This is a genomic window from Pedobacter sp. SYP-B3415 (genome assembly GCF_004138205.1).
Classification (GTDB): Bacteria; Bacteroidota; Bacteroidia; order Sphingobacteriales; family Sphingobacteriaceae; genus Pedobacter.
The window spans coordinates 38,345-62,045 of record NZ_RXNQ01000031.1; the positions used below are offsets into that span (position 1 = coordinate 38,345).

The window sequence follows — 23,701 nt, forward strand, 5'->3', positions numbered from 1 at the left end:
CCATGTCACACGGCTGTCTGAATTGTACCGCGCCATTAACAACAAAATACTGTCCGGATTGCGGGCAAAAGGCGAGTACCCACCGTTATTCGATCAAACACTTTGTAGAGCATGATTTTGTACACGGCGTCTGGCATGTAGACAAAGGTCTGCTGTATACCGTAAAAGAACTGTTCACGCGGCCCGGACACAGCGTGCGCGAATACATCCAGGGAAAACGTGTGAATTACTTCAGCTTCATCACACTGATCATTCTCATTCTTACCATTACCGCACTCATTTCTCCCTATGTTCATGTGAAGATTTCCCAACTTACCCCGGGAAATAACAAACAGGCTATGAACGCATTCGAGCAGTTTGTATCTAAGTACCCCAAGCTGGTGATCATCCTGCTGGTTCCGCTCAATTCAGTTTTCAGTTTTTTATGGTTCAGGCGGGCCAAAATGAATTTTTCAGAACACCTGGTTGCAAACTCTTACAAAGCGGCAGCCGAACTGATAATTGGTCTGTTATTCACGATAGTGGTAATTTTTTACACTGATATCAAGGTACTCTCAATGATTTATATCGGGGTAGTCACACCCGCGGTGTTTTTGTACGACGTTTGGTACTACCGGCAGTTATTCTCGCCCTTCGGGTATGGCAAATGGACGCTGGTGATGAGAAGCGTCATGGTGATGATCTCTATTTTGATTTTCCAGGTGCTGCTCGGGGTGATCTGGGGAATTGTTCAAATGCAGGTTAAGCCGGCTTAACCTCGATCGACTTAAAAAACGGTAAAACGTAAAGATATTGCGGAGGTCGAATTGGTTGATTCCGAAGTCAAACACAACAAATGATGATCACGAAACAAATATGGGTGAATTTAGGCGTTGAGGATGTGGCAAGATCAGCTGAATTCTACCTGGCGCTGGGAATTAAGCCTAATGGTGCAGCAACAGCCGACCTGGCAAGTTTTCTCTTTGCCGAAAATAATCTGGTTATTCATTTCTTCAGAAAGCCGAAACTTGCCAGTGCCTTCGGTATTCATGCCGATCAGTTGAGCAGTGGTCATGAAGTGATGTTCTCCCTTTCTGCAAACTCAGCGGAAGAGGTGTATGAATGGATGAGATTGGCCGAAAGTGCGGGCGGAAGTGTCTTTCGTGAGCCATCCCGGGACGACGATGGTTTCCTGTACGGGGGCTTCGCCGATCCTGATGGTCATAAATTTAATGTCCTGCTTGTCGAACCGGTCATGTAATGTTTGTGTCTTCTTTGACTACTGAACAGGAAATACTGGATAAGCTTGATCATAGCAACGATGGTAATGATGGTTTCGTCATGCTTGGCGAGCCGTACTCCTACCTCATCGATGTTCGTTTGAACGTTTTCTGTGATGAACGTGAAAGATGGGCCATTGCCGTTGAACGGCTCGGCTATAATCCGCGGGCCGGGGCAATCAGCCTTGATATCCATTACTACGGTAATTGTCTGCTTAATCTTGAACATTACAACGGCCGCTCCACCAATAGCTACAGCATTTACCCTGTTTTAGCTAACAGTTTTGAAGAAAGCGTTAATGGTGAAGAAATAAAGGAAGGCGCAGCTTTCTGGCTGGTGCGTGGATCGAAGGTTTCGTTAACGTACACCAGTCGCGCATTCAGCGAAGCCGGGATTGAGCTTAGCGAGACAGAATCGGGCAGCGTGCGTATAGAAGAGATGGCCCGGCTTGTCATTGTCAGCCACAGGGCGCTTTTCCGCGCAACAGATCCGGAACTTCGAAAGTCGCTGCCGTCGGGAATGAAAAAGATACTGGTTGTTGACGAATGGCATCACAGGGATTTTAATTATACTCCCAATGAACCTATGAGCGAACGACAGATGCTTCTTACTTATCAGACGCACACCGGAGCCGGAGGAACAAAACTGAGCTTTGAGCAGTTCGCCGGCATGATAAGACAGCAGGAAAAAGCTACAAATGAACGAAACCGGCAGAATTGGAACGAGAACAGGCCGGGCGCCTATGAAACCTGGCAGCTGATTGCTAAAGTAATCGTGAGCGGAAATCCCGCGCTTTATCAGCCCCGGTTAAAGCCAAACACCCATTGGAAAAACTGGCCTGACTCAGGAAGTTTATAAAGTTATCCATTTTTGCCGGGCTGCACTTGCTGCAGGATAACATCCGGCATGGCTCACCAACCAAATGACGGTGGCACGTGCAGGTCTGGTATAGTTACTTTCGACCGCTTACCCCTGACACCCGGGTTAGCTGCCGAAATATCATTAAATAGCAGCTTTGCCGTACTTGTCTTCCAAAAAAACGATCGTTGTTTCGATGAGCTGTTTGAGTACTTCCTGATTGACATCAGCAAGCTTTTTTATGTAAATGCAGCCTTTTCCCATTTTGAATTTACCGAGACCAGCCAGTAATTCCTCCTGTCCCGGTGCGCCTGAGTATACATACAGGGAAATGGCCGCCTTGCGTGGCGAGAAACCGACCAGCGGCCAGTCTCCCTCCTGCCTGCTCCGCTCGGATGTGTAGTGGTAACTACCGAATCCTATAATGGACGATCCCCACACCTTAGCCGTGTGCCCGGTAACTTCCTGCATGAATTGTAACAGCTGGAGGGCATCCAGGCGCTTTTGTTCGGTATCGGCGAACGCATCGATGAATTCCCCTACATCTGCGGCAGTAGGTTTTGTCTTGATTTCAGCCATAACAGTCGAATAAAAAGGCAGTTGTTATATGGTTTGTCAATTGGACACTGAAACTTGCCTTTTTTTGGTATATCAGCCCAATATGGTTACTGACTGCAAGGGAATGTTTGACAACTTGATAACAGAAGTGCCAGCGCTGTTTCCCATGGCAATGTCTATCAGCACGCCCAACAGCGCTGCAGCAATCATAAAAGTAATCATTCCGAGAATATAAGCAGCCAATGCCTTAAAGTAGTTAATCACTTTCCGTTTATCAAAAAACTGCCCGATAGCCCAGCTTGTGTAAGCGAGCCCGGCAAAACCAGCACCTGTCATTACATGTATGTGCGTCAATCCCTGTACAATGGCAAACATGGCATAAATCAACATACCCATCCCAATTACAAAACACAGGAGGATCAGAATTTCATAGACATTATAATCATGTTTCCTGAAAAACAGCCGTATCCACAATGCGATAAACAAACCCATAATGATGTTTGAATAACCATAATGATCCTGAACCCATTTCATAATATGGCTAACCGAAGATGTTTTGCCGCCCTGGTATTGCACATAGCCCTCCTCGATGTGAAAGAAATGGTTCACAAGCGTATAGATAAGTGAGGTAACAATGATGAAAATGATCGGTTTAACCAGGCGGCTTCTGTTTTCAGTAATGAAGCGCCGTACATTGTCTCCTGGCCTGATCAGCAATTCCCTGATGGTATAAAGGATACCCTTTTCGAAGTGCAGCACATGTTCTATTTCATGAAGAATATAGTGACCATTAATGCGTTTGACCCGGGCAACCTGGCCGCATTCCGGACAGTATTTGGTATTGAATTCAGTGCTGCAATTTGCGCAAATCATTGTATGAGGGGTTAATTTCCCCGAAACTAGCAGTTATGTTTTATATATACAAGTTACCTGCTTCACCCATTTGTTTTATAGACATTGCCGGCTTGAAAAATCGTGTATAGATCTCTTGACTTTCAGCCAACACTTGTTGCTCGCCGGCTGTTTTCAGATCAAAGATTAACGCTTAAATTTACCGGCAGGACATATGAAAAAAATCGGATTTTTATCTTTTGGGCATTGGGCCAACCATCCGGCTTATCAGGTCAGGACAGCAAGTGATACGCTGCTGCAATCTATTGATCTCGCTGTGGCGGCCGAAGAGATCGGCCTTGACGGTGCCTATTTCCGCGTGCATCATTTTGCAGCGCAGCTAGCCTCGCCCTTTCCTTTGCTGTCGGCCGTAGGCGCAAAGACCAGCAGGATCGAGATAGGCACAGGCGTAATTGACATGCGGTACGAAAACCCATTGTATATGGTTGAAGACGCGGGAGCGGCCGACCTGATCTCTGAAGGAAGGCTCCAGTTGGGCATTAGCCGGGGTTCGCCCGAACAGGTCATAGAAGGCTGGCGTCACTTCGGCTACACGCCGGATGAAGGTGAAAACGATGCCGATATGGGCCGGCGAAAAGCGCTGCAGTTTCTCGAAAAACTTCAGGGTATCGGATTTGCCCAGCCCAACCCCTACCCAATGTTTCCTAATCCGCCCGGCCTGTTGCGGCTCGAGCCATATTCAGCTGGCCTGAGGGAACGGATTTGGTGGGGAGCAGCTTCCAACGCTACCGCTGTGTGGGCCGCCGAAAACGGCATGCACCTGCAAAGCTCAACCCTGAAGTATGATGAAAGCGGCAAACCTTTTCACGAACAGCAGGCTGAACAGATCAGGCTTTACCGCGAGGCCTGGAAAAAAGCGGGTCACACCCGCGAGCCCAGGGTCTCTGTGAGCAGGTCAATTTTTGCGCTCGTGAATGACCAGGATCGCTACTATTTCGGCCGGGAAGCCGACCGTACAGATAAGATCGGAATGATTGAACAGGACAAGCGCGCAATCTTTGGCAGAAGTTACGCCGCCGAACCGGATCAACTCAATGAAGAGCTTGCGAAAGATGAAGCAATCAAAGAGGCAGATACGCTTTTGCTAACAATTCCGAATACCCTGGGCGTTGAGTACAATGTGCATGTATTGTCTTCGATTCTGACACATGTAGCGCCTGCGTTGGGCTGGAGATAAAGATAATAAGTCACAAAACGCCCGCGCGCTTGTCGTATTTGCACGCTTTCGGCAAAAGTCGATAAACGTAATTTTGGGTAAACAAATTAGAAATACGATGGCAACTCAAATTTACGTCAACCTGCCCATTGAAGACCTCGACCGTTCTGTTGCATTTTTCAGCAAACTCGGTTATAGCTTCAATCCGCAGTTTACCGATGAAAAAGCAACCTGTATGGTGATCAGCGACACAATTTACGTCATGCTGTTGAAAAGGGCATTTTTTCAGACTTTTACCGACAAACAGATTGTCGATGCACATAAAGCCGTTGAATGTTCCATCTGCCTTTCTGCAGATAGCAAAGAAGCGGTTGACGAAATGGTAGCCAAAGCGGAAGCCGCCGGTGCAACAATTCCTAACCCGGCAAGCGACTATGGCTTTATGTACCAGCACAGCTTTGATGATCCCGACGGCCACCATTGGGAATTTGTTTGGATGGACCCGAACGGCGCGCCGGAGTCAGAAGTTTAAAACTTATACCCATTTACGACGCCAGCAGCGCCGGTTAATCGGTCTGCTGGCGTTTTCTAACATCTGCTGGATGAACCCTGCATCTAAAGTCATGCACAATAGACTTAAAAAATCCCGCTTCCAGACACAGTAAAGCCTGACGGACATCGACTTATGTGTCTGACCCTTTCTGATAATTTCCAGCGCATCGGCGTATAGAGCTGGGATATGCTTCGCAAACGGCTGATCGTAACAGCTTTTTTAGATCGGGCGCGGATCTAATCTATAAACTCCAATAAAACGAGACTAGAGGGAGATCTGATTTGGCCTGAATTGTATAATTTATGTCCTTTCAGCCTGATCTCAGAAAGCTTAGATTTGTTTCATGAATCAGGAGAAACGCACTGAGACTGGAGCTACGAAACGACATGTAGTAATCGTGGCAATGACAGGTAGAATGTTACTCGACTTCTCAGGACCCGTCGATGTATTTAACAGCGCCAATGCCGTTCTTGAGGCTGCCGGTAAAGACGCCTCCTACATTGTCCGGGTTGTAGCGCCTACGGCTGATCGGGTAGTGACAAATGAAGTTGGCCTGGATATCACCTGCAGTCAGACTGTGTTCGATATAAGCGATTCCATTGATACGCTGTTGATTGCGGGCACGCATGGCGCCCAGAATCTTGACGATCCCAGGTATTCGTCATTTTATTCCTGGCTGATAGCAAAAGAACAGGAAATGCGCCGGATCGGCTCGATTTGCGCAGGCGCCTTTTCGCTCGCGAAAGCAGGCCTGCTTGATGGCAAAAGGGCAACCACCCATTGGGACCGCAGCGAACTGCTTAGCCGGAACTTCCCGAAGATTTTGGTAGACTCTAACCCCTTCCATGTGAGCGACGGAAAAATTTATACCTCTGGCGGTGTATCGTCCGGAATTGACCTTGCCCTGGCCTTGGTTGAGGAAGACCTTGGCCGGGACATAGCCTTGCAGGTAGCACGCAGGCTGGTATTTTATCTTAACCGTCCGGGTTTTCAACAGCAATTTGGCAACCTTCTTCCCATTCACGAGACGCACGAACTTGCTGCAAAGCTTAGACCCTGGCTTATAAAACACATTGGGGAGCCGCTCGATGTGGCAACAATGGCTGAACACGTCCACATGAGTCAACGGAATTTTACACGTGTTTTTCACCGGCAAACAGGTTTACCGCCTGCCCGGTATCTGGAAAAATTGCGCGTTGAAGCGGCCCGAAGACACCTTGAAGATGGCGCTATGTCACTTGAACAAGTCGCAGCGGCATGTGGACTAGGCGGCCTTGTGTCTATGCGCCGGGTTTTTCTGCGCCACTTTATGGTTACCCCATCCGATTACCGGCGGGCGTTCAGGACGTCGCTGACCGGTTTAATCGCTGAAAATACATTTTGATCTTAAACACAACAGTTATGAAAATAGCAATTAACGGATTTGGCCGCATCGGGAGAATGACCCTTCGCGCCCTCCAAAATAAATCGAATGCAGAAGTTGTCGCGGTCAATGATCTGACAGATATAAGAACCCTGACGCACCTGCTAAAATATGATACAGCCCATGGGCGTTTCCCGGGAGAGATATCGGAAGATGGCGAAAATATCATTGTGAATGGCCGCAAAATCCGTCTGCTTAGTGAGAGGGAGCCCGCAAAACTTCCCTGGCACGAGATGGAGGTCGACGTTGTGATTGAGTCAACCGGCCGGTTTACAGACCGCCACGCGGCGCAGGCCCATATTAGCGCGGGCGCGCAAAAAGTGCTGATCACCGCTCCTGCCACAGGCGGCGTGAAAACGATTGTTCATGGCATCAACGACGAGCTGATTGGCGATGATGACATTTACTCGACGGCCTCATGTACCACAGGCAGTATTGCCCCGGTCCTTTATATCCTTGATAAAGAATTTGGTGTAGAATCCGGTTTTATGGTAACTGTACATGCTTTTACTGCAGATCAGAACCTGCAGGATGCGCCGCACAAAGACCTTCGCCGGGCCCGCGCAGCAACACATTCCATCATTCCGACAACAACAGGCGCCGCAAAAGCAATTGGCGACGTGCTGCCTAACCTGAAAGGAATTATGGATGGTTATTCTTACCGGGTGCCTGTTATCGATGCTTCCATTGCCGATTTGTCGATCAACCTGAAACGTGAGGTATCTGCGCAGCAACTTAACGATCTTTTCAGGCATTACGCTGACAATGCACTCAAAGGTATTCTGGAATACACAGAAGAACCGCTTGTTTCTGCAGATATTCTCGGTAATACCCATTCATCAATAATCGATGGCAGCATGACCAAAAACATTGGCAGAATGGTTAAGGTGGTAACATGGTATGATAATGAAGTTGGCATATCTAACCGGATTGCTGAAATGGTAAGTATTCTTTTACCGGAAAAGCAGCAAGCCTGATTGGCTGCGCGTTATGAAAAATTCTTCCCGGTTTGCATCGTGGTTCAGAAACCCATAAACACTTAGTCACTGTTGTCCGGTAAAAATTGGCTGAATGAAATAGAATCCTTCTAAGCAGTCTCAAAACAGTATTTGCCTGAGTCTTCTGAATCAAGCCCCCCTGTATTCTATGTCTGGGGTTTTACGTACAGGCGGTGGTTTTGATGAGGGTTTTGCCTGCTTATTGCCACTGTTAGGTGCGAACCGGCCTTGTATCTTCTCGCCGCAGAAAAGTATTAAAAGTCTTGCACTGTTTTAAGGAGGTCGCGAAGAACCAAGGAGGGGAACCAGCCCGGAACAGAATGATGCAGGGGTAATCCGGGCCTTTTCCCGCCGCCCTCGGACTTTTGATGCTTTTATGCAAGAAGAGATACACAGCCGGAGCGTTTTGCTTCTTTTTCGCCAAAAAGAAGGAGCCCCCGCGGCGGTGAGCGGTTCGATACCATAGCCTCACATCAATTGGAAACCAAAGAACTATTGGCTTTCGCAAAACTTTCCCCGGACAACACTGAACACTGAGTCATGCATCAGTAGCACGATATTCTTATATGGCGATTACAACAGCAATTTTCAAAATATCAATTCGTCCCTCTGGTTAACAGCCCGGAGCATTGCTTCGGGCTAAATGCCTGCTTCCCAAGCAGGGGATCTCAATTGTCGTTTATCGCCCTCAAAAATGTCGCAGGCAGGCCGGGTTGTATCACGAACATCTGCTAACTTTGACAAAAACAGAGATTCATGTCATTCCAGGGATACCTAAAAACAATCAAGCAGCAAACGGGTAAAGACCCGGCAGATTTCAGGGCTATGGCCGCTGAAAAAGGATTTACAGAAGACGGCGTATTAACGGTTAAGGCTACAGAAATCACTAACTGGCTAAAGGCAGATTTCGGCCTCGGGCATGGGCATGCGATGGCCATTTATGCGGTGCTTAAAGGAACCAAAGACGAACACAGCGTTTAGCAAGCCATGTCAGTCTTTAACACAGCGCGGTTGGACGCCGCCCGTTCATTCTCGACAGGAAAATTTACCGATGCAGCCACTACTTTGGCCGATCATGTCGAATTTCATATCTACGAAGAAGCAAAACACATAAAAGGAAAGGCCGGGGTTCTTCGGTTTTGTGAAGGTATCGCGGCTTACTTCAACACCGTAGATACCAGATTTGAGGAACGTGGCACCGTTTGCGATGACAGCCACGTTGTTATTTATGGTTATGCAACCTTCAGGCGCGATGGCCGGCTGTTAAGTTCGGTGCATTCGTGCGATGTATACAGTTTTGATACCAACGGCAAAATCGAAAAAATCCAGTCCTACTGCAATTCACAACGAGCCGCTCATACGCAGCAATAAGCAGGCGGCCGCATGTGCCGCGCATTAATAACAATTGTCTCGCTGAAGAATAGCTCAAAGCAGTTGTTTAGCCCGCAAACAGAACTTTATCAAACAAGAGTTGCCCGTTAGGCAGGATTTTGAAAAAGTAGATTACGGCATATTCACCTTCGCTTACATAATTACCTTCCTCATCTGTTCCACCTGGATACGAAACCGAGAGCTGAAGGGCGGAAGCTTTTTTGTCATACTGGGCAATCATGAAACATGTGTCCTGTCTGCCGTTTACCTTTTGTGTTGTATACTCGCCTTTGTTCGCAAGTTCTGCTACGTTTACGGCAAGCAGGCTAGTGGAAAAATCTTCGTTGAAGATATATTTGTAATTGGTCTCGAAATCAGCTTCGGTAAAGATCTGTGGAAGTTCCTTTGGCCGCTTATCTTCATCCTGACTATTGTAAACGAGTTCCCATATCTGGGTCGTGTCGGCATTTACCGGAAAATTGAAATACGCTTTCAATTTCCCGGTATTTTGTTCGTCGGCGCTTTGGGCAAGCAATTGCAGGCTTTTTGTCCAGGCATTGGTGCCGGCAGCGGCTTGTGTAGCAGGTGTTTTCGAAGAATCAACAGGTTTGCCAGAGGTGTTCGGTTTTTTGTCGGTGGTGCACGCAGCGAGTAGGCCTACCAGTGCTGCCGCAAGAGTTAATTTACGGGTCATTTGAAGCGATATGGTCTATAAACTCAAAATCCTCAGGTTTTGTTTGTCGGATTTCAGCAGTCATTTTTTGCGCTATTGAATGACAGAGGTATTCTACTTTGCGCGTCGGCTTGGTCATGTGTTTTGCCGCCGGCAAAACATAGCAAAGCCGGTCTGCCGGACCGGCCTTAAGCGCTTTTTATACGCCCGCAAACGCTTTTTCGAGTTGAGCAATATCGAATTTCTTCATCCCGAGGAAGGCCTGTGTCACGCGTTTAACGCGCTCTGGATCGGGATCTTTCAGCATTTCATCCATTCTTGAGGGATTGACCTGCCAGGAAAGTCCGAAACGGTCCTTTAGCCAGCCGCACTGCTCGGCAGCCGGTTCAGCCGATAGTTTAGACCAGTAGTAGTCGATCTCCTCCTGCGTATCACAGTTTACAATAAATGACACAGCCTCGTTGAAACCGAAGTTCAGTTCCTGCCTGCTATCCATGGCCGCAAACCACGCGCCTTCAATCCGGAAGTCAGCGTAAGTAAGAGAACCCTCTATGTCTGGTTGCTGACCGGGGCCATACCGGTGCGTTTCGCCACGCTTACCGTCGTTGAACACAGCAACATAAAAATCAATGGCTTCTTCTGCCCTGCCGGCGTTGCCGCCTGTAAACATTAACGAGGGTATAATAGCTGGCCTTTTATCACCCGCGGGGTCGGTCAGGATCAGTTGCCAGCTTACACCATACTTATCCTGTATCCAGCCATATCGCTCGCTGAAGGGATATTGATCAAGCGGCATCAGCACCTTTCCGCCCTCAGCTAGTCGTTCCCAAACCGCTTCCAGTTTTGCCTGCGCAACCGTTTTTGCGTCCGCGCCTGGACCGAAGAACAGGGGATCAAAGTTTACCATAAAGGAAACCGAGGGATTGAGCTCGAAAAATGGGCCCGCGCTGATAGCCATAAATGGCTGCCCCCACAGTTTGAACGAGACGATATCACAATCGCCCGAAGGGGTATCTCTGATCGTTGAAATATTCGTTATTTCTGACCCGGGAAAGAGTGTTGTGTAAAATTGCGTTGCTTCTACAGCGTTGTTGTCGAACCATAGATGGGGTGTTATCTTTCTCATAACATTGTTGTTAAGTGTTAAGCAAAACTACCTGATACGGCCTTGCCCGGTCCGGGTCATAAGCGACATTTACAGAGGGCTATCGCGATAATCCAATCGAAATTTTACTTAACCGGCTTACATCAGTAAGCCAAAAACTTATCAGTTCATCTGCGCTCTGAACTCCAGTGGCGTCTGATTCGTTTTTGCCTTAAACAATTTGCTGAAAGATTGTGCGTGCTCGAAACCAAGTGTATAAGCAATTTCAGCCACCGACAGGTTTGTCGATGACAACTGTTCTTTCGCCTTCGCGATCAGTTTTTCGTGAATAAACTGCTGGGTACTCTGACCAGTCAGCACCTTCAGCAAGCTGCTCAGGTAGTTCGGTGAAATATTCAGCTGTGATGCAATAGACGGAACACTCAGCAGACCCTTCGCCGTCTGGTGTTCATCTGAAAAATAATCTTCCAGCAACGACTCCAGTTTATCCAGAACCTGGTGATTGGTAATTTTCCGGGTTAAAAACTGGCGCTGATAAAAGCGGTCGGCATAGATCAAAAGATATTCCAGCTGGTTAATAATGAGCGACTGGCTGAATTTATCCATGTTTGACTGATACTCGCGCTCGATATTCTGCAGGATTCCGGCGATGACCTTTTCTTCCTTATCCGAAAGAAACAGTGCCTCATTCACTTTGTATTGGAAGAAGTCGTATGTTTTGATTGTCCTGGCCAGCGAAGTATTCCAAAGAAAGTCCGGGTGAATCAGCAACAGCCAGCCGGAAGGCTCAATCTGCACATCGGGATTGATCTCAACATGCAAGAGCTGCTGCGGCGCAAAAAATGACAACACGCCCGAGTTGAAGTCATAAGGCTGCTGACCATAGTTAAATCTGCCACTAACATTCCGCTTCAGCGCCAGGATGTAAAAGTCCTGCATCCACCGCAATTCTGATGCGCTTTCAGGATATTTCACTTTGCTATAGTCGATGACACTGATAAGCGGATGCTCGGGCTGCGGCAAACTGTAGTACGTATGTAAATCCTGAAGGGAGCGGAAGCGAAATGTCGTATGCATATTCTAAAATACTTAATTTTTGAAAATTAGTTTTCAATTGCAGTAGATGCGGCAAGTTCTTTGGTAGCCTCAAGCGCTTCTTCAATAAGGCTGATTTTGCCTTTAACAAAATCATATGTATCTACACCCATAAAGAAGTGAACGGGCGGCTGTTGCTGTTCGCTCAGCCCGATAAATACTTCAGCTGCTTTCTGAGGATCATTTGGTTGATTGCCATTAATGTCATTTAAATGAGCAGCTTCAACTTCGCGGGCATTCTGATAGGCAGCAATCGGATTAGCGGGTGTCATCACCGAGCCTTTTTCGAGGAAACCTGTGCGGAAGTACCCGGGATAAACCAGCGTGGTATGTACGCCGAAGGGTTTCATTTCTTCTGCAAGTGCTTCAGTAAAGCCGGCCATAGCAAACTTTGTAGAGCAATAGATGCCAAAGGCCGGAAAATTACCAAGATACCCGCCTATAGACGCAATGTTAAAGATGTGACCGGACCGCTGGCTGCGCAGATAAGGTGCCGCATTCCGGATGACATTCAGCGCACCAAAAACGTTTACGTCAAAATTCTTTCTCACCTCCTCATCAGACAGTTCTTCGACGGCCCCGATCTGGCTGTAACCCGCATTGTTCACGACGACGTCGATACGCCCAAACTTTTGCATTACGCTATCGATTGTCGTTTTGACGTCTTCATTACTCGTAATCTCCATGGGCAGCGGCAGAAAATTTACATGGCTGCCTATTGAATCTTCGAACGACTGCACATTCCTTGAGGTGGCGGCAACGAGATGTCCTTCTGTAAGTAACTGCTGAACTAAATTAAGACCCAGCCCTTTTGACGCGCCTGTTATAAACCATACTTTTTTCATATTCATGCTTTTTTTGATCTTGTTTCAACTTGATATGACAAAGATGGAAAGAGCCAGGCGCAGCCCTGTAACCGAATCTAAGAATGTTGTAGCCGTTTCTAAGGCGAATATAAATTACGCGATATGCATAAGCGCAGTGTATATCAGTTTCCTGCCTCAAACTCCATTTCCTCGTAGATCACACCAGCATTGCTTATGCCCTGCACAACAATCTTAAAAGGCCCTGTTATATCGCCGGTAAAAAACTTCAGTATTCTAGGTTTACCTGCCTCAAGTTGCAGGGCATGATTCCAGTACAATGTAGACCAGAACGCCTGATCGACCGGTTCAGTGAAGGTATTTACATAAAACTCCTTGTGCTGATATACCGGATTGAGTTTGAAGGACGAGGCACCGGCAGGACGGTCATTGCAGCCCTGGTAAACTTGCCTTGAGCCGTTTGTCAGGTATGTTTCTCCTTTAATGGGCTGCCTCAGACGCGGATCGCCGGCGTGGTTTGGACAGTTTAGAATGTTGTATTGGCAGACATAGTCGCCGCACGCATTTACGCCCCGCGTTCCCGCGAAAAAGTCATTTCTATTTTTTTTAATCACCACCTCTTTCAGCACAATTGACCGCTCATTTCCGGATAAACTCAGCGACCTGTTCTCTTGCTCGAGCATGGGTGCAACAGGGATGGGCATGGCGAAATATCTTTTACCATAATTTACAGCCAATGTCTGATAAGGGTCGGTTACACTTAGTTCGTATTGTTCGGATGTTTTGCCAGGAACAAATAAATAGGCCTGCTGACCGGACCCGACATATAGGTCGAAGGGCTTCAGGAAAAATCTTCCCGCAGCGTCTGTCTGAATCTGACTGAACCGCTTCCCCGCCAGATGCGCAATCTCTACCGGCTTGTTCAGACTTTTCCGGCCTCGCTTTATACTGCCGGCAAAGACCATGCTGTCACGGTGTACCACCGTATCTGCAGCCTGGCTGTTCCGAACCTTGTCCCACGTATAACGCCGCCAGCCTTTAATCAGCAGGATGTCTTCCAGCTGTTCGCTGTGTTGCAAGGCATTCAGGGTAAGTGGAAAGTCTTCCAGGTCGTCGCGCAAAGCCAGATGACTGCGAATATCCTTATGATTTATTGCACTGAGCCGGTTGGCCTGGACGCAGGCTACAGAGACGAGGGCATCCGTAACGTGATGCATAGGTTCGATATTTATTGAAACCTGCTCGCGTTTGCCATAGCGGGCTTTTGATGACACCAGAGTAAGGTGTCTGTCAGGTTTCCGGTAGTGTGCATAAAACATACGTTCAGCCAGCGGCTGCCCCCGGCTATCAGTTATGGTAAGTGCACATAAGCCTTCAGGTACATCATGAAGCGGAAATACGAAGTTCTGGGCTGATCCACGCATACTGTGCTTTGCAGCCAGGTAAGACTGTCTGAAATTATGCAGGTAAAAAACGAGCTCGTTTGTCTCTGTGCTCATGATACGTATTCTAAGGCTGTCCCCCACCACCGCCCGGGCTGCATGCAGGGCCAGGCCTTGCTCAAGTGCAGGCGGAAGTCTGAATAGACTGTCTCTCAGCTGTGGATGTTTCAATTTAACCGTGTATGTTTTGCCTTTCAGACAGCTCAGCATAAACCGGCCCGTTCCAAGCTCATTTGTTTCAAATTGCAGCAGGGGCAATTGGTCTTCAAACAGCGTTCCGGATGTCGCTACCGGTGCTCCGTATTGATCCTGAACTTCGACAGCAACTACCGAAGGCAGGCCATCGATCAGATGACCCCCCTCCGGGAAAAACCTGACTACCGCCTTGCGTAAGGGTGGAATGAGCGGTAATGCTACCCGATCGGTATCTCCTCTCAAGGATACCTGGACATGTATATTCGGATCGCGTGCAGACGGATTGAGCGGTATTTGCATGACGAGCTGACCGGCTATGTCTGACCTGGTCTTTTTTTGGATGTTACCATAGCTGTAAAGTACATCCACCGGCTTGTCTAACAAACGATAATCGCCGCTGGTTACTGCCAGGCGCAATTGGGCAGTATTTAAGAGGGTGTCGGAAGGTTTTTCAAGGACCAGCCTGGCATTGAGCGGCAGCTGATGTCCGGTTTTGATTGTAACCGGCTGAATAAAGATTGCCCGGGGTTCCCCTTTGTAGATATGATCTGTAAAGGCGATAAAGCGATAGTTACCGCCGGCCAGACTGTCTGGAAGCTGGATCTGTCCAAAAGCGAGCCCTCTACCCGTTATAAATTTTTGCTGCAGCACCAAAGAAGAATCCCAGTCCCGTATCAATGACATGCATAGAACCTCATGTTGGTCGCGCAGGGGTCCGAACAGGTAAGCGGTAAACCATGCGGTTTCGTTGCCTGAATACACATTCTTATCAAAATGGACAAAAATCGGCGCCGCGGGGTTTGCTTTCGCGTACCACTCCAATTGCTTGTCGACCGGATTCTGAGCCAGGGCGCTGAACACGCAGCCGGAAAATAAAAAAGAGAGGACGATCCGGATCATAACCGAAGATAAGTATATCCTTCCAGCAATAAAACTGTACAGTATAGAAGGGAAATCTTATACTGAGACCGACCTTTCAATACCTCATTATCATTAAAGGGGCTTGATTTTAAACAAATGGTGCGGGCAGCGGTTACAGTGAAATATCAAATTTATGACCTTCCATGAACAGCCTGCTCAGCAAGATGATCAACAGAACAAGACGGGACGAAGACCCGCCAGAAACCGATCGGGCGTTGTGCAGACAATAGAATTTTAAACCACCTAAAAATAAGATTATGTTTTACCACATGCAAAAATTGATCAACCCGATCGTGGTTGATGAACCGGATCCGGCAGCTGCAAATGTACTCCAGGAAGGCCTGGGTGGACAGTTCGGCGAAATGCGGACCATGATGCAGTTTCTGTTTCAGAGTTTCAACTTCCGTGGCGACGGAATCCCTTATCTTGATCTGATTCAGGGGATCGGCATTGAGGAGATTAGCCACGTAGAGCTGATCAGCAAAACTATATCGCAATTACTTGATGGCGCGCCCGGTTATAATGGCGACAAGTTTGACACGCCGGGCAAAGGCGGCGAGGCAACCCTCGATGTTGGTCGTCTGGCAAAAAATCCGCATCATTTCATTATGGGCGCGCAGGGGGCATTGCCTGTTGATGCTGCTGGCAACCCATGGAGCGGCTCATACGTCCACAATCATGGCAACCTGGTACTCGACCTCATGGACAACCTGGTGCTCGAAGCAACCGGCCGTATTCAGAAGTCGCGCATTTACCAGATGTCAGAGAACAAGACGCTGCGTTCGACAGTTTCATTTCTCATTGTGCGTGATGAGGCGCACCAGATGGCTTTTGCTAAAGCGCTGGAAACACTGGGTATTGACTGGGCCAAGACCCTCCCGATTCCGAAGTTCGACTCATCAAAATATCCGGAAGTAAAAAAGCTGCTTGATGCCGGTATTCACCGTGAGCAATATCACTTCAGGCTCGACTCATCGATGATGGACCTGATTTTTAAAGGCAGCGCGCCTGCGAATGATGGTACTGAACTCGTTACCAAGAAAGAGCCTGATGAGTCCTATCCTATTCCAGTAGCGCCTGAGCGTCCGGAAGAATTCGCGCCCGGCCTTGATCCTGAGCTGCAGAGCCTGGCCGATGCCTTGAGCGAGTTTAAGGAGAAAACTTTGAAGAAGATGGAAAAGAAAGCCGGACCAAACCCAAGAACAAAGAAAAAATAAATGCAGAGGCCGAAAGGCCTCTTTTTTTGTCCCCACATGCCTAAGGTATAACCCCGCCGGGGTCGCGCAGATTTATAATCCAAAGCAACTGAGAACCGGGTTTCAACCCGGATTGTCGTGCGGATTGAAAATCCGCTGCTCAGTGCTGCCGGATTGCGAATCCGGCAGAACATCGTTTTTTAGCCGGCTTGTTATCGTGCGGCCGTCGCTCCAGATTTATAAGCTGGAGCAGCTGAGCACCGGTTTTTTTACCCGGCTCGTTATCGTGCGGATTAAAAATCCGCTGTTCAGTGCTGCCGGATTGCAAATCTGGCAGGATATCGTTTTCAACCCGGCTTGTTATCGTGCGGTCGTCGCTCCAGATTTATAATCTGGAGCAACTGAGCACCGGGTTTTTTACCCGGCTTGTCATCGTGCGGATTGAAAATCCGCGCCTCAGTGCTGCCGGATTGCAAATCCGGCAGGACATCGTTTTCAACCCGGCTTGTTACCATGCCGTTGCTCCAGATTTATAATCTGGAGCAACTGAGAACCGGGTTTTTACCCGGCTCGTTATCGTGCGGATTAGAAATCCGCGGCTCAATGCTGCCGGATTGCAAATCCGGCAAGACATCGTTTTTAACCGGCTTGCTATCGTGCGGCCGTCGCTCCAGATTTATAATCTGGAGCAACTGAGAACCGGGTTTTTACCCGGCTTGTCATCGTGCGGATTGAAAATCCGCTGCTCAGTGCTGCCGGATTGCGAATCCGGCAGAACATCGTTTTTTAGCCGGCTTGTTATCGTGCGGCCGTCGCTCCAGATTTATAATCTGGAGCAGCTGAGCACCGGTTTTTTTACCCGGCTCGTTATCGTGCGGATTAAAAATCCGCTGTTCAGTGCTGCCGGATTGCAAATCTGGCAGGATATCGTTTTCAACCCGGCTTGTTATCGTGCGGCCGTCGCTCCAGATTTATAATCTGGAGCAACTGAGCACCGGGTTTTTTACCCGGCTTGTCATCGTGCGGATTGAAAATCCGCGCCTCAGTGCTGCCGGATTGCAAATCCGGCAGGACATCGTTTTCAACCCGGCTTGTTACCATGCCGTTGCTCCAGATTTATAATCTGGAGCAACTGAGAACCGGGTTTTTACCCGGCTCGTTATCGTGCGGATTAGAAATCCGCGGCTCAGTGCTGCCGGATTGCAAATCCGGCAGGACATCGTTTTTTAGCCGGCTTGTTATCGTGCGGTCGTCGCTCCAGATTTATAATCTGGAGTAACTGAGCACCGGGTTTTCAACCCGGATTGTCATCGTGCGGATTAAAAATCCGCGGCTCAATTCTCCGGATTGCAAATCCGGCAGGACATCTTACCACTGACTTGTTGTTTCGTTAAAATAGACGAGTATATCGAAGTTGTCTGAAAGCGATAGCTTTTTTGCAGACGGCACACTCCATGCGCCAATAAGCCGCATCTCACGTGGTGACTTCAGGAAAGCAGCCAGGTCCGCATCGTGGTCATCCTCTCGCAGATCCAGGATAAAGTTGCTGTACCGGCTTTTGCTGAAGTAGTATTCGTAGCCTTTTGGTGACTTTACTTCGGGGTAATAGTGGGCCTGAAAACCAAGCAGGGGCTTATTCTTAGCTATCCAGACGTTGACGTAAGCCTTACCATGATTAAAGTCGGTTGCGATAACGCCATAGCGGCTTCCGTGACGCTCATGCAGATGGGTTCCCAGCGTCGGATAACCATACAGTTTCATTTTAGCCACATGGCCGTTGTGAGCCCAGATGATCAGTTTGCCGTTTTCGGCCCGATGCTTCAGCCATTCTGCATTTCTCGCCATATATGCATCCCTGAATCCGCGTCCCTCAGCAGGGTATTTTGCGATCTGTTCAAGCATCTGAACGTAATGGGCCCGGATTTCAGACAAATTCGTCCGCCGCAGGCGAACCGCCAGATTCAACAGATCACTACGGTCCGCTTTGTCTATTCTTTCATAAGGCTTGCCGGCTATCTCCCGAAGTCGTTCCCGGTCGGCTGATTCCAGGCCAGGCTCTTCCGTCAGCAGTTTAGTAATGATACCTGAGTAACCGCGCGCTTCGAGTCCGTAAACATGTACGCGATCGGCTTCAGGTCGTGTGCCGTTATACCTGCGAAGCCAGTCGATCATTTGCCTGTTTGTAGACATCAGCGCGCTTCCTGGTAGAAAGATAAGCGTGTCTGCCACGCCATTGATGTAATCATCTATTTTCGCTACGGCCGCATAATCGCTTTCGAAACCAATTGACCGGAAATTCAGATTGCTGATCAGGAACCTGACCAAACGATCTTTATACCTGAACACTTCGGCTGTGCCATGCGTGACTTCGCCGAGCGCAACAATTTCTTTATCAGCAAGCGAGACCTTTAAAAAGTCTATGTCAGCAAAGCTTTCTGCGGCATTGAGCGTTTTAACAGGTCTTGCCGACACACCGAGCGACCTGACTATCGATGTTTCGTTTTTTTGTGCATTGATTGTGCCGGCGGCAAGCGACAAGATGACTATAATTAAGCAGGCGATTTTTTTCACGGGTAGAACGTTTTTGAACAAAGCAAATGTATCTGTCAAAAAAAGCTGAAACGAATATTTAACCTTTGTCAACAATGATAGCTAATGAAAGAATGAAATGAATAAAGCTTTTTGGCTTTTACTCAGTAACTTAAATAAAAATATCTAAAATGAAACGGAAATCTTACCTATTAACTCTGTTGGTCATTGCTTTGCTAACTGGATGCAAGCAGGACAGCCTCGTACAGCCAGCCGATCGACAAACTCAGCTTCGTGCTAAATTGTCTAATGAAGTCCCTTGTCCATATCTGGATGATCGCGATTGCGATTCGGTTCCGGACAACCTAGATAATTGCCCTGACACACCCAATGCTGATCAATCGGATCATGATAACGATGGAATAGGTGATGTCTGCGATACCAATAATGGGGGACCAACCACGCCGCCACAACTCACGGGTTGGGTATCCGCAGAGACTTATCTGAATAGATACTGCGCTGTCACAGCTTCGATGACATACAATTGTGGGCTTGCGAAAGGAATATCTGAGGTTTTAAATGAAACAAAAGAACTTTTTAAAAATGCAGTTGTCTATGAACCGGTTCTTACATTTTATAAAGTAAGTTCGACTGGGAGCACTGACGAGAAAACTACCAAGGAATACTGCGACACGAGTAATCGCGGATGTTATATCACTTATAGATCCGTGGCGAACGAGATAGCAATGCGGCAAAGCAAATTATACTATTTAGAAGGCAAACTGGAATACATAGACTCTTTGCGCGAACACTTCCCCCATCTGGCAGATTATTACGAAGGCTATCGAATCGGTTGTATTCAAGCCTATTGGTTTACAGAAGACAGCTTGACTACTTTCCATCTCTAAGGAGTGATGCTGGCTTAACACTTAAACCAATGCATAGCGAGGTAAATGACAGCTAACTATCATAATGCTGGGCACATGGCGAATGTGCATCTGCACAGGTGATGTATGCGTCGGACAGTTTTGCGATAGTTCAATACCTGAGTTTGTTGCCCGCAAACATTCCGGCCCCACCGTCGTTACAACCATATGAATGCAAATAAAAAAACTGTTGTCGTTACCGGTGCTTCAAGCGGCGCCGGTCGGGCCATCGCCCTGGCTTTCGCCCAAAATGGTGACCGGATCGTACTGGCGGCAAGAAATGAAGTTTCGCTGGAAGAAGTGGCAGAAGAGTGCAGGCAGCTGGGCGGTCAGACACTTGTGGTTACTGCAGACCTGTCTGATCACAGGGCTGCAATAAACCTGGCCGCGGCGGCTACCGACTTCGGACCGGGAATCGATGTGTGGGTTAACAATGCCGGCGTTCTGGCCGTAGGCAAGTTTGACGAAACACCGATGGAGGTAACACAACAAGTCATTGCAACCAATCTGCTCGGGTACATGAATGGCGCCCACGCTGTATTGCCCTACTTCAAGGAACAGGGTCATGGCATTATCATTAATAACATCTCGATAGGTGGTTTTCTTCCGGTGCCTTTCGGCGTTGGGTACTCAGCGAGCAAATTTGGTCTGCGCGGTTTTTCGGCTGCGCTAAAGGCTGAACTTAAGAAGTTTCCGGATATTCATGTTTGCGACGCCTTCCCCGCTTTTCTCGACACGCCGGGTATTCAGCACGCAGCAAATTATACTGGAAAGATGCTCAAGCCGGGGCCGCCTGTATATGATCCGCAGCGGCTGGCAATGGAAATTGTCAGACTTGCTGAATATCCGCGCAGCGAAAAAATGGTGGGAAGCTTTTCAACCGTAGCCCGGATCGCTTACGCACTCTTTCCTTCACTAACAAGAAACATAGCGGGAACCGTTATCGGAACCTATTTAACACAGGCCGAACAGATTGAACGCACAAGCGGAAACATTTTTAATCCTGTAAAATACGGCAATGCCGTGCATGGCGGCTGGGGCATCCCCGGACGGCCTAAGGCACACCGCAAATATGTCGCAGCGGGCATCCTGCTTTCCCTTGGCCTTTTAACGGCGAAATTGATGCGTAAGTGATTTCATTGACCACATTGATGATAGCATGTTTGGCATTAAATAGGCAAGCCTTACAAAACTTATGGTACGCTTTCGGATGGCCAGGGCTTACCTTTAACCAAGCGCGTAGCGGGACTTGAACGCTTTCAGACATGCAGCTTTCTTCGGCCGGGAAAATAATACCATAAATAACTTCGGTTTAAGGAATAAAAAGGTTACATTTGAGAATAATTAAAAAAAATACAATGCAACAAGGAACAGTAAAATTTTTCAATGAGACTAAAGGTTTTGGATTTATCATTCCGGCTAACGGCGGAAGCGAAATCTTTGTTCATTCATCCGGGTTGGTAGACAGCATTCGTGAGAATGATTCAGTAACTTATGACGTTGAGCAAGGTAAAAAAGGCTTGAACGCAGTTAATGTTAAAATCGCTTAATCAGATTTCTATCATACATTGATGAAAAAACCGCTTCCTTCCCGAAGCGGTTTTTTTATTGGGCAATTTCTCCGCACCGATAACAAAAAAAAAGGGGCTGCTGCAAATGCAGACAGCCCCGGCGCCTTCCACAGCACCACCAAAATATTATGGCAACAAGGTGTCTTTGATGTTCTCAATGATGCCTTTGTCACCGCCCATCATCTGCTGGGCCTGGGCATAACCTTTTACATCCGGCATACCTAAGTCAGGTCGCGGCGCCCCGGGTTGCGCAACCAGCGTTGTGAATTCGCCCTTACCGTCTATCGAAGGACCACTGGTCCAACGGCCTTCAGCTACGGGCTGGTTTTCGATGTTTGTTGATATGAATGCATAATCAAAACCAGGGATATGGCGTTCCGTCGGGAATGTGTTTGGAATAGGCAAATTTGCGTTTACGCCGCCAAGATCTTCCAGCACGGCCAGCCACTGGTTCTGGTGCATCGTATCGCGGGTAATCAGAAGGCCAGCATATCTTTCATCCCGCTATCATCGGTCATTTCATACAGCCGGGTCGCCAATACCCGCCCCGTAGATTCAGCCATGACGTTCGCATACATGTCTGCTGCAATGTTACCACTGCCAACAACCCATGATCCGTTGAACGGAACGCCATTAGCGTCGACTGCCATCGCTGAAAGACCCGATGAGATGACATGGCGGGGGTCCATACCACCAAGAATATTGCTGACTATCGGGTTTTCTCCCGCAATCTTGTCTTTCAGTTCGTGCGTAGCGCCGTCAAGATTCAAAGCCACCGCTGTACAAAGCATTTCGATGTGTGAGATTTCTTCCGTACCCGTATCGAGCAGCATATCGCGGTATTTGTTTGGTCCGCGGTTTCCCCATGCCTGAAACAGGTATTGCAGGCACACGCGGATTTCGCCTTCAATTCCGCCAATAGCCTGTTGAAGCAGTTTAGCAAAGGCCGGGTTTGGTTTGTCTACACGTACCTGGTACTGCAGATTGTTGTCATGATAGAACATAGATTTCTTTTTGATTTAACATTGGTTAATTGCCGGCAAAAAGCATATTTCATACACTTTATGCTACCACAAGTAGAACCTGCTGCCTAACAAAAGGTTCGCGCCTGAACTACCCGATTCCGCGTGGAAAAAGTCTGATTTTTATGATCAACTACGGTGACACAAACCGTAATTTGTGTACCCGTCGGGAAGCTATTGAATACCGGTTCGCGTGAACCGGTCTTATAACATCCTGATGAAATACCTGAGTACGGGCGGGCGTCGAATGCAAGTTCCCGCTGATAGCTGAAAGGATCAAAAGCGGAGTCCGGACGCTTACTGATCCGCGTAGTTACTGAGGCACCAGGATCAAGGTCAGCATTGAAGCGTTGAAGAAAAAAGCCGGTTGTTAAAAGTTTAATGCTACACCGTCGAAGTTCGTAGTCATTCACCGCAACCGGTAGCGGCTAAGAGGCCGATTACCAAACAGTTTCGATGCTTCTGGCAAACATTTGCTGCAGCGCCTTGTTGTTTTACGAAACCTTAAATTTAAACCTATGAATATCAATGTCGCCGCTTTTTCAGGCAGCCTCCGTAAAGACTCCTTCACAACAAAAACCTTAAAAGCCTTTGCTGCCCTGGCACCCGAAGGCGTTACTGTCAACATTGTCGATATCAGCGAACTCCCGCACATTAACCAGGATCTGGAAGACGATCTGCCCGAGCCGGTCAAAAGACTGCATGAACAGGCACTTGCCGCAGACGTTGTGGTACTGGCTACACCCGAATACAACCGCTCGTATTCGCCGGTGATAAAAAACGCGCTCGACTGGGGATCCCGGCCGCAAGGCAATAATTGCTGGGATGGAAAGCCGGTAGCCGTGCTGGGCTGCACACCTTACAACCTCGGTGCCTTCGGTGCCGTGAACCATTTACGCCAGGTCCTGGTTTATCTGAATATGCAACCTTTGCAGCAGCCTGAATTTTATCTCGCCGGCGCGGGCGAAAAATTCGACGAGTCGGGTCAGCTTACCGACGAGGGTACCCGCAAACTGATGCAATCGGTTTGGAAAGGACTTCTGCAACTTGCCCAGAACGCTCCGCAGTAAACTGAACAAATACATTTTTAAAATACTGTTAATCAGCCAATTA

The 23,701-nt window shown here is 48.1% G+C and carries 22 protein-coding genes and 1 pseudogene; 14 read left to right on the forward strand and 9 right to left on the reverse strand.

Annotation, left to right across the window (positions count from 1 at the left end):
* Window positions 1–2 precede the first annotated feature (2 nt).
* The 3 genes from EJV45_RS10535 (at window position 3) to EJV45_RS10545 (ending at window position 2,118) form a co-directional block, all read left to right on the forward strand.
* Window positions 3–755: a DUF3667 domain-containing protein gene (locus EJV45_RS10535; protein WP_129715642.1), complete on the forward strand. Its 753-nt coding sequence runs from the start codon at window positions 3–5 to the stop codon at window positions 753–755.
* 80 nt (window positions 756–835) lie between these two features.
* On the forward strand, window positions 836–1,240 hold the full coding sequence (locus EJV45_RS10540; protein WP_205942368.1) for a VOC family protein: 405 nt from the start codon (window positions 836–838) through the stop codon (window positions 1,238–1,240).
* Window positions 1,240–2,118, forward strand: a complete 879-nt coding sequence (locus EJV45_RS10545) for a hypothetical protein (RefSeq protein ID WP_129715643.1) — start codon at window positions 1,240–1,242, stop codon at window positions 2,116–2,118. Before EJV45_RS10540 ends, EJV45_RS10545 begins: the two co-directional genes overlap by 1 nt.
* Window positions 2,119–2,262: 144 nt before the next feature.
* Here the strand turns inward: EJV45_RS10545 and EJV45_RS10550 are convergent, their stop codons facing one another.
* Both EJV45_RS10550 and EJV45_RS10555 read right to left on the reverse strand, forming a co-directional pair.
* On the reverse strand, window positions 2,263–2,697 hold the full coding sequence (locus EJV45_RS10550) for a DUF1801 domain-containing protein (protein ID WP_129715644.1): 435 nt from the start codon (window positions 2,695–2,697) through the stop codon (window positions 2,263–2,265).
* Between the two features lie 72 nt (window positions 2,698–2,769).
* A complete protein-coding gene (locus tag EJV45_RS10555) occupies window positions 2,770–3,549 on the reverse strand; it encodes a DUF3667 domain-containing protein (protein ID WP_129715645.1) in 780 nt (259 codons plus the stop codon).
* Window positions 3,550–3,742: 193 nt separating this feature from the next.
* Here EJV45_RS10555 and EJV45_RS10560 point away from each other — a divergent pair, with 193 nt between their 5' ends.
* From EJV45_RS10560 to EJV45_RS10585, 6 genes are all read left to right on the forward strand, one after another.
* Window positions 3,743–4,765 (forward strand): LLM class flavin-dependent oxidoreductase, encoded by a 1,023-nt coding sequence (locus tag EJV45_RS10560; RefSeq protein WP_129715646.1) that lies wholly within the window; start codon window positions 3,743–3,745, stop codon window positions 4,763–4,765.
* A gap of 97 nt (window positions 4,766–4,862) precedes the next feature.
* Window positions 4,863–5,276: a VOC family protein gene (locus EJV45_RS10565; RefSeq protein WP_129715647.1), complete on the forward strand. Its 414-nt coding sequence runs from the start codon at window positions 4,863–4,865 to the stop codon at window positions 5,274–5,276.
* A gap of 364 nt (window positions 5,277–5,640) precedes the next feature.
* On the forward strand, window positions 5,641–6,681 hold the full coding sequence (locus tag EJV45_RS10570; RefSeq protein ID WP_129715648.1) for a GlxA family transcriptional regulator: 1,041 nt from the start codon (window positions 5,641–5,643) through the stop codon (window positions 6,679–6,681).
* A 17-nt stretch (window positions 6,682–6,698) separates the two neighbouring features.
* Window positions 6,699–7,697, forward strand: coding sequence for a type I glyceraldehyde-3-phosphate dehydrogenase (gene gap, locus EJV45_RS10575; protein ID WP_129715649.1), 999 nt, complete (start codon window positions 6,699–6,701; stop codon window positions 7,695–7,697).
* A 777-nt stretch (window positions 7,698–8,474) separates the two neighbouring features.
* Window positions 8,475–8,699, forward strand: coding sequence for a DUF4287 domain-containing protein (locus EJV45_RS10580; protein ID WP_129715650.1), 225 nt, complete (start codon window positions 8,475–8,477; stop codon window positions 8,697–8,699).
* Window positions 8,700–8,705: 6 nt separating this feature from the next.
* Complete coding sequence (locus EJV45_RS10585; RefSeq protein ID WP_129715651.1) at window positions 8,706–9,089, forward strand: nuclear transport factor 2 family protein; 384 nt, start codon at window positions 8,706–8,708, stop codon at window positions 9,087–9,089.
* Between the two features lie 67 nt (window positions 9,090–9,156).
* On the opposite strand, the gene EJV45_RS10590 is transcribed toward EJV45_RS10585, so the two are convergent.
* The 5 genes from EJV45_RS10590 to EJV45_RS10610 form a co-directional block, all read right to left on the reverse strand.
* Window positions 9,157–9,783, reverse strand: coding sequence for a hypothetical protein (locus EJV45_RS10590; RefSeq protein ID WP_129715652.1), 627 nt, complete (start codon window positions 9,781–9,783; stop codon window positions 9,157–9,159).
* Window positions 9,784–9,961: 178 nt separating this feature from the next.
* On the reverse strand, window positions 9,962–10,888 hold the full coding sequence (locus EJV45_RS10595; protein WP_129715653.1) for a VOC family protein: 927 nt from the start codon (window positions 10,886–10,888) through the stop codon (window positions 9,962–9,964).
* A 141-nt stretch (window positions 10,889–11,029) separates the two neighbouring features.
* Complete coding sequence (locus EJV45_RS10600; RefSeq protein WP_129715654.1) at window positions 11,030–11,944, reverse strand: AraC family transcriptional regulator; 915 nt, start codon at window positions 11,942–11,944, stop codon at window positions 11,030–11,032.
* Between the two features lie 26 nt (window positions 11,945–11,970).
* Window positions 11,971–12,807, reverse strand: a complete 837-nt coding sequence (locus EJV45_RS10605; RefSeq protein WP_240755253.1) for an SDR family oxidoreductase — start codon at window positions 12,805–12,807, stop codon at window positions 11,971–11,973.
* Between the two features lie 143 nt (window positions 12,808–12,950).
* Window positions 12,951–15,323 carry a hypothetical protein gene (locus EJV45_RS10610; protein WP_129715656.1) on the reverse strand — a complete coding sequence of 791 codons (2,373 nt, stop codon included), beginning with the start codon at window positions 15,321–15,323 and terminating at the stop codon, window positions 12,951–12,953.
* A 290-nt stretch (window positions 15,324–15,613) separates the two neighbouring features.
* On the opposite strand from EJV45_RS10610, the gene EJV45_RS10615 reads away from it, so the two are divergent.
* Window positions 15,614–16,561, forward strand: coding sequence for a manganese catalase family protein (locus EJV45_RS10615; RefSeq protein WP_205942369.1), 948 nt, complete (start codon window positions 15,614–15,616; stop codon window positions 16,559–16,561).
* Window positions 16,562–17,908: 1,347 nt separating this feature from the next.
* Here EJV45_RS10615 and EJV45_RS10620 read toward each other — a convergent pair.
* The gene (locus EJV45_RS10620) at window positions 17,909–19,111 is read right to left on the reverse strand and encodes an erythromycin esterase family protein (protein ID WP_165305034.1); all 1,203 of its coding nucleotides are present in this window, start codon (window positions 19,109–19,111) and stop codon (window positions 17,909–17,911) included.
* A gap of 149 nt (window positions 19,112–19,260) precedes the next feature.
* Between EJV45_RS10620 and EJV45_RS19745 the strand changes: the two genes are divergently transcribed.
* From EJV45_RS19745 to EJV45_RS10635, 3 genes are all read left to right on the forward strand, one after another.
* Window positions 19,261–19,977, forward strand: a complete 717-nt coding sequence (locus tag EJV45_RS19745; RefSeq protein ID WP_129715659.1) for a thrombospondin type 3 repeat-containing protein — start codon at window positions 19,261–19,263, stop codon at window positions 19,975–19,977.
* Window positions 19,978–20,163: 186 nt separating this feature from the next.
* Window positions 20,164–21,129 carry an SDR family oxidoreductase gene (locus EJV45_RS10630; protein WP_129715660.1) on the forward strand — a complete coding sequence of 322 codons (966 nt, stop codon included), beginning with the start codon at window positions 20,164–20,166 and terminating at the stop codon, window positions 21,127–21,129.
* 224 nt (window positions 21,130–21,353) lie between these two features.
* A complete protein-coding gene (locus EJV45_RS10635; RefSeq protein ID WP_129715661.1) occupies window positions 21,354–21,545 on the forward strand; it encodes a cold-shock protein in 192 nt (63 codons plus the stop codon).
* 147 nt (window positions 21,546–21,692) lie between these two features.
* Here EJV45_RS10635 and EJV45_RS19750 read toward each other — a convergent pair.
* Window positions 21,693–22,570, reverse strand: a pseudogene (locus tag EJV45_RS19750) (manganese catalase family protein).
* 536 nt (window positions 22,571–23,106) lie between these two features.
* On the opposite strand from EJV45_RS19750, the gene EJV45_RS10645 reads away from it, so the two are divergent.
* A complete protein-coding gene (locus EJV45_RS10645; protein ID WP_129715662.1) occupies window positions 23,107–23,658 on the forward strand; it encodes an NADPH-dependent FMN reductase in 552 nt (183 codons plus the stop codon).
* The last annotated feature ends 43 nt before the right edge of the window (window positions 23,659–23,701 follow it).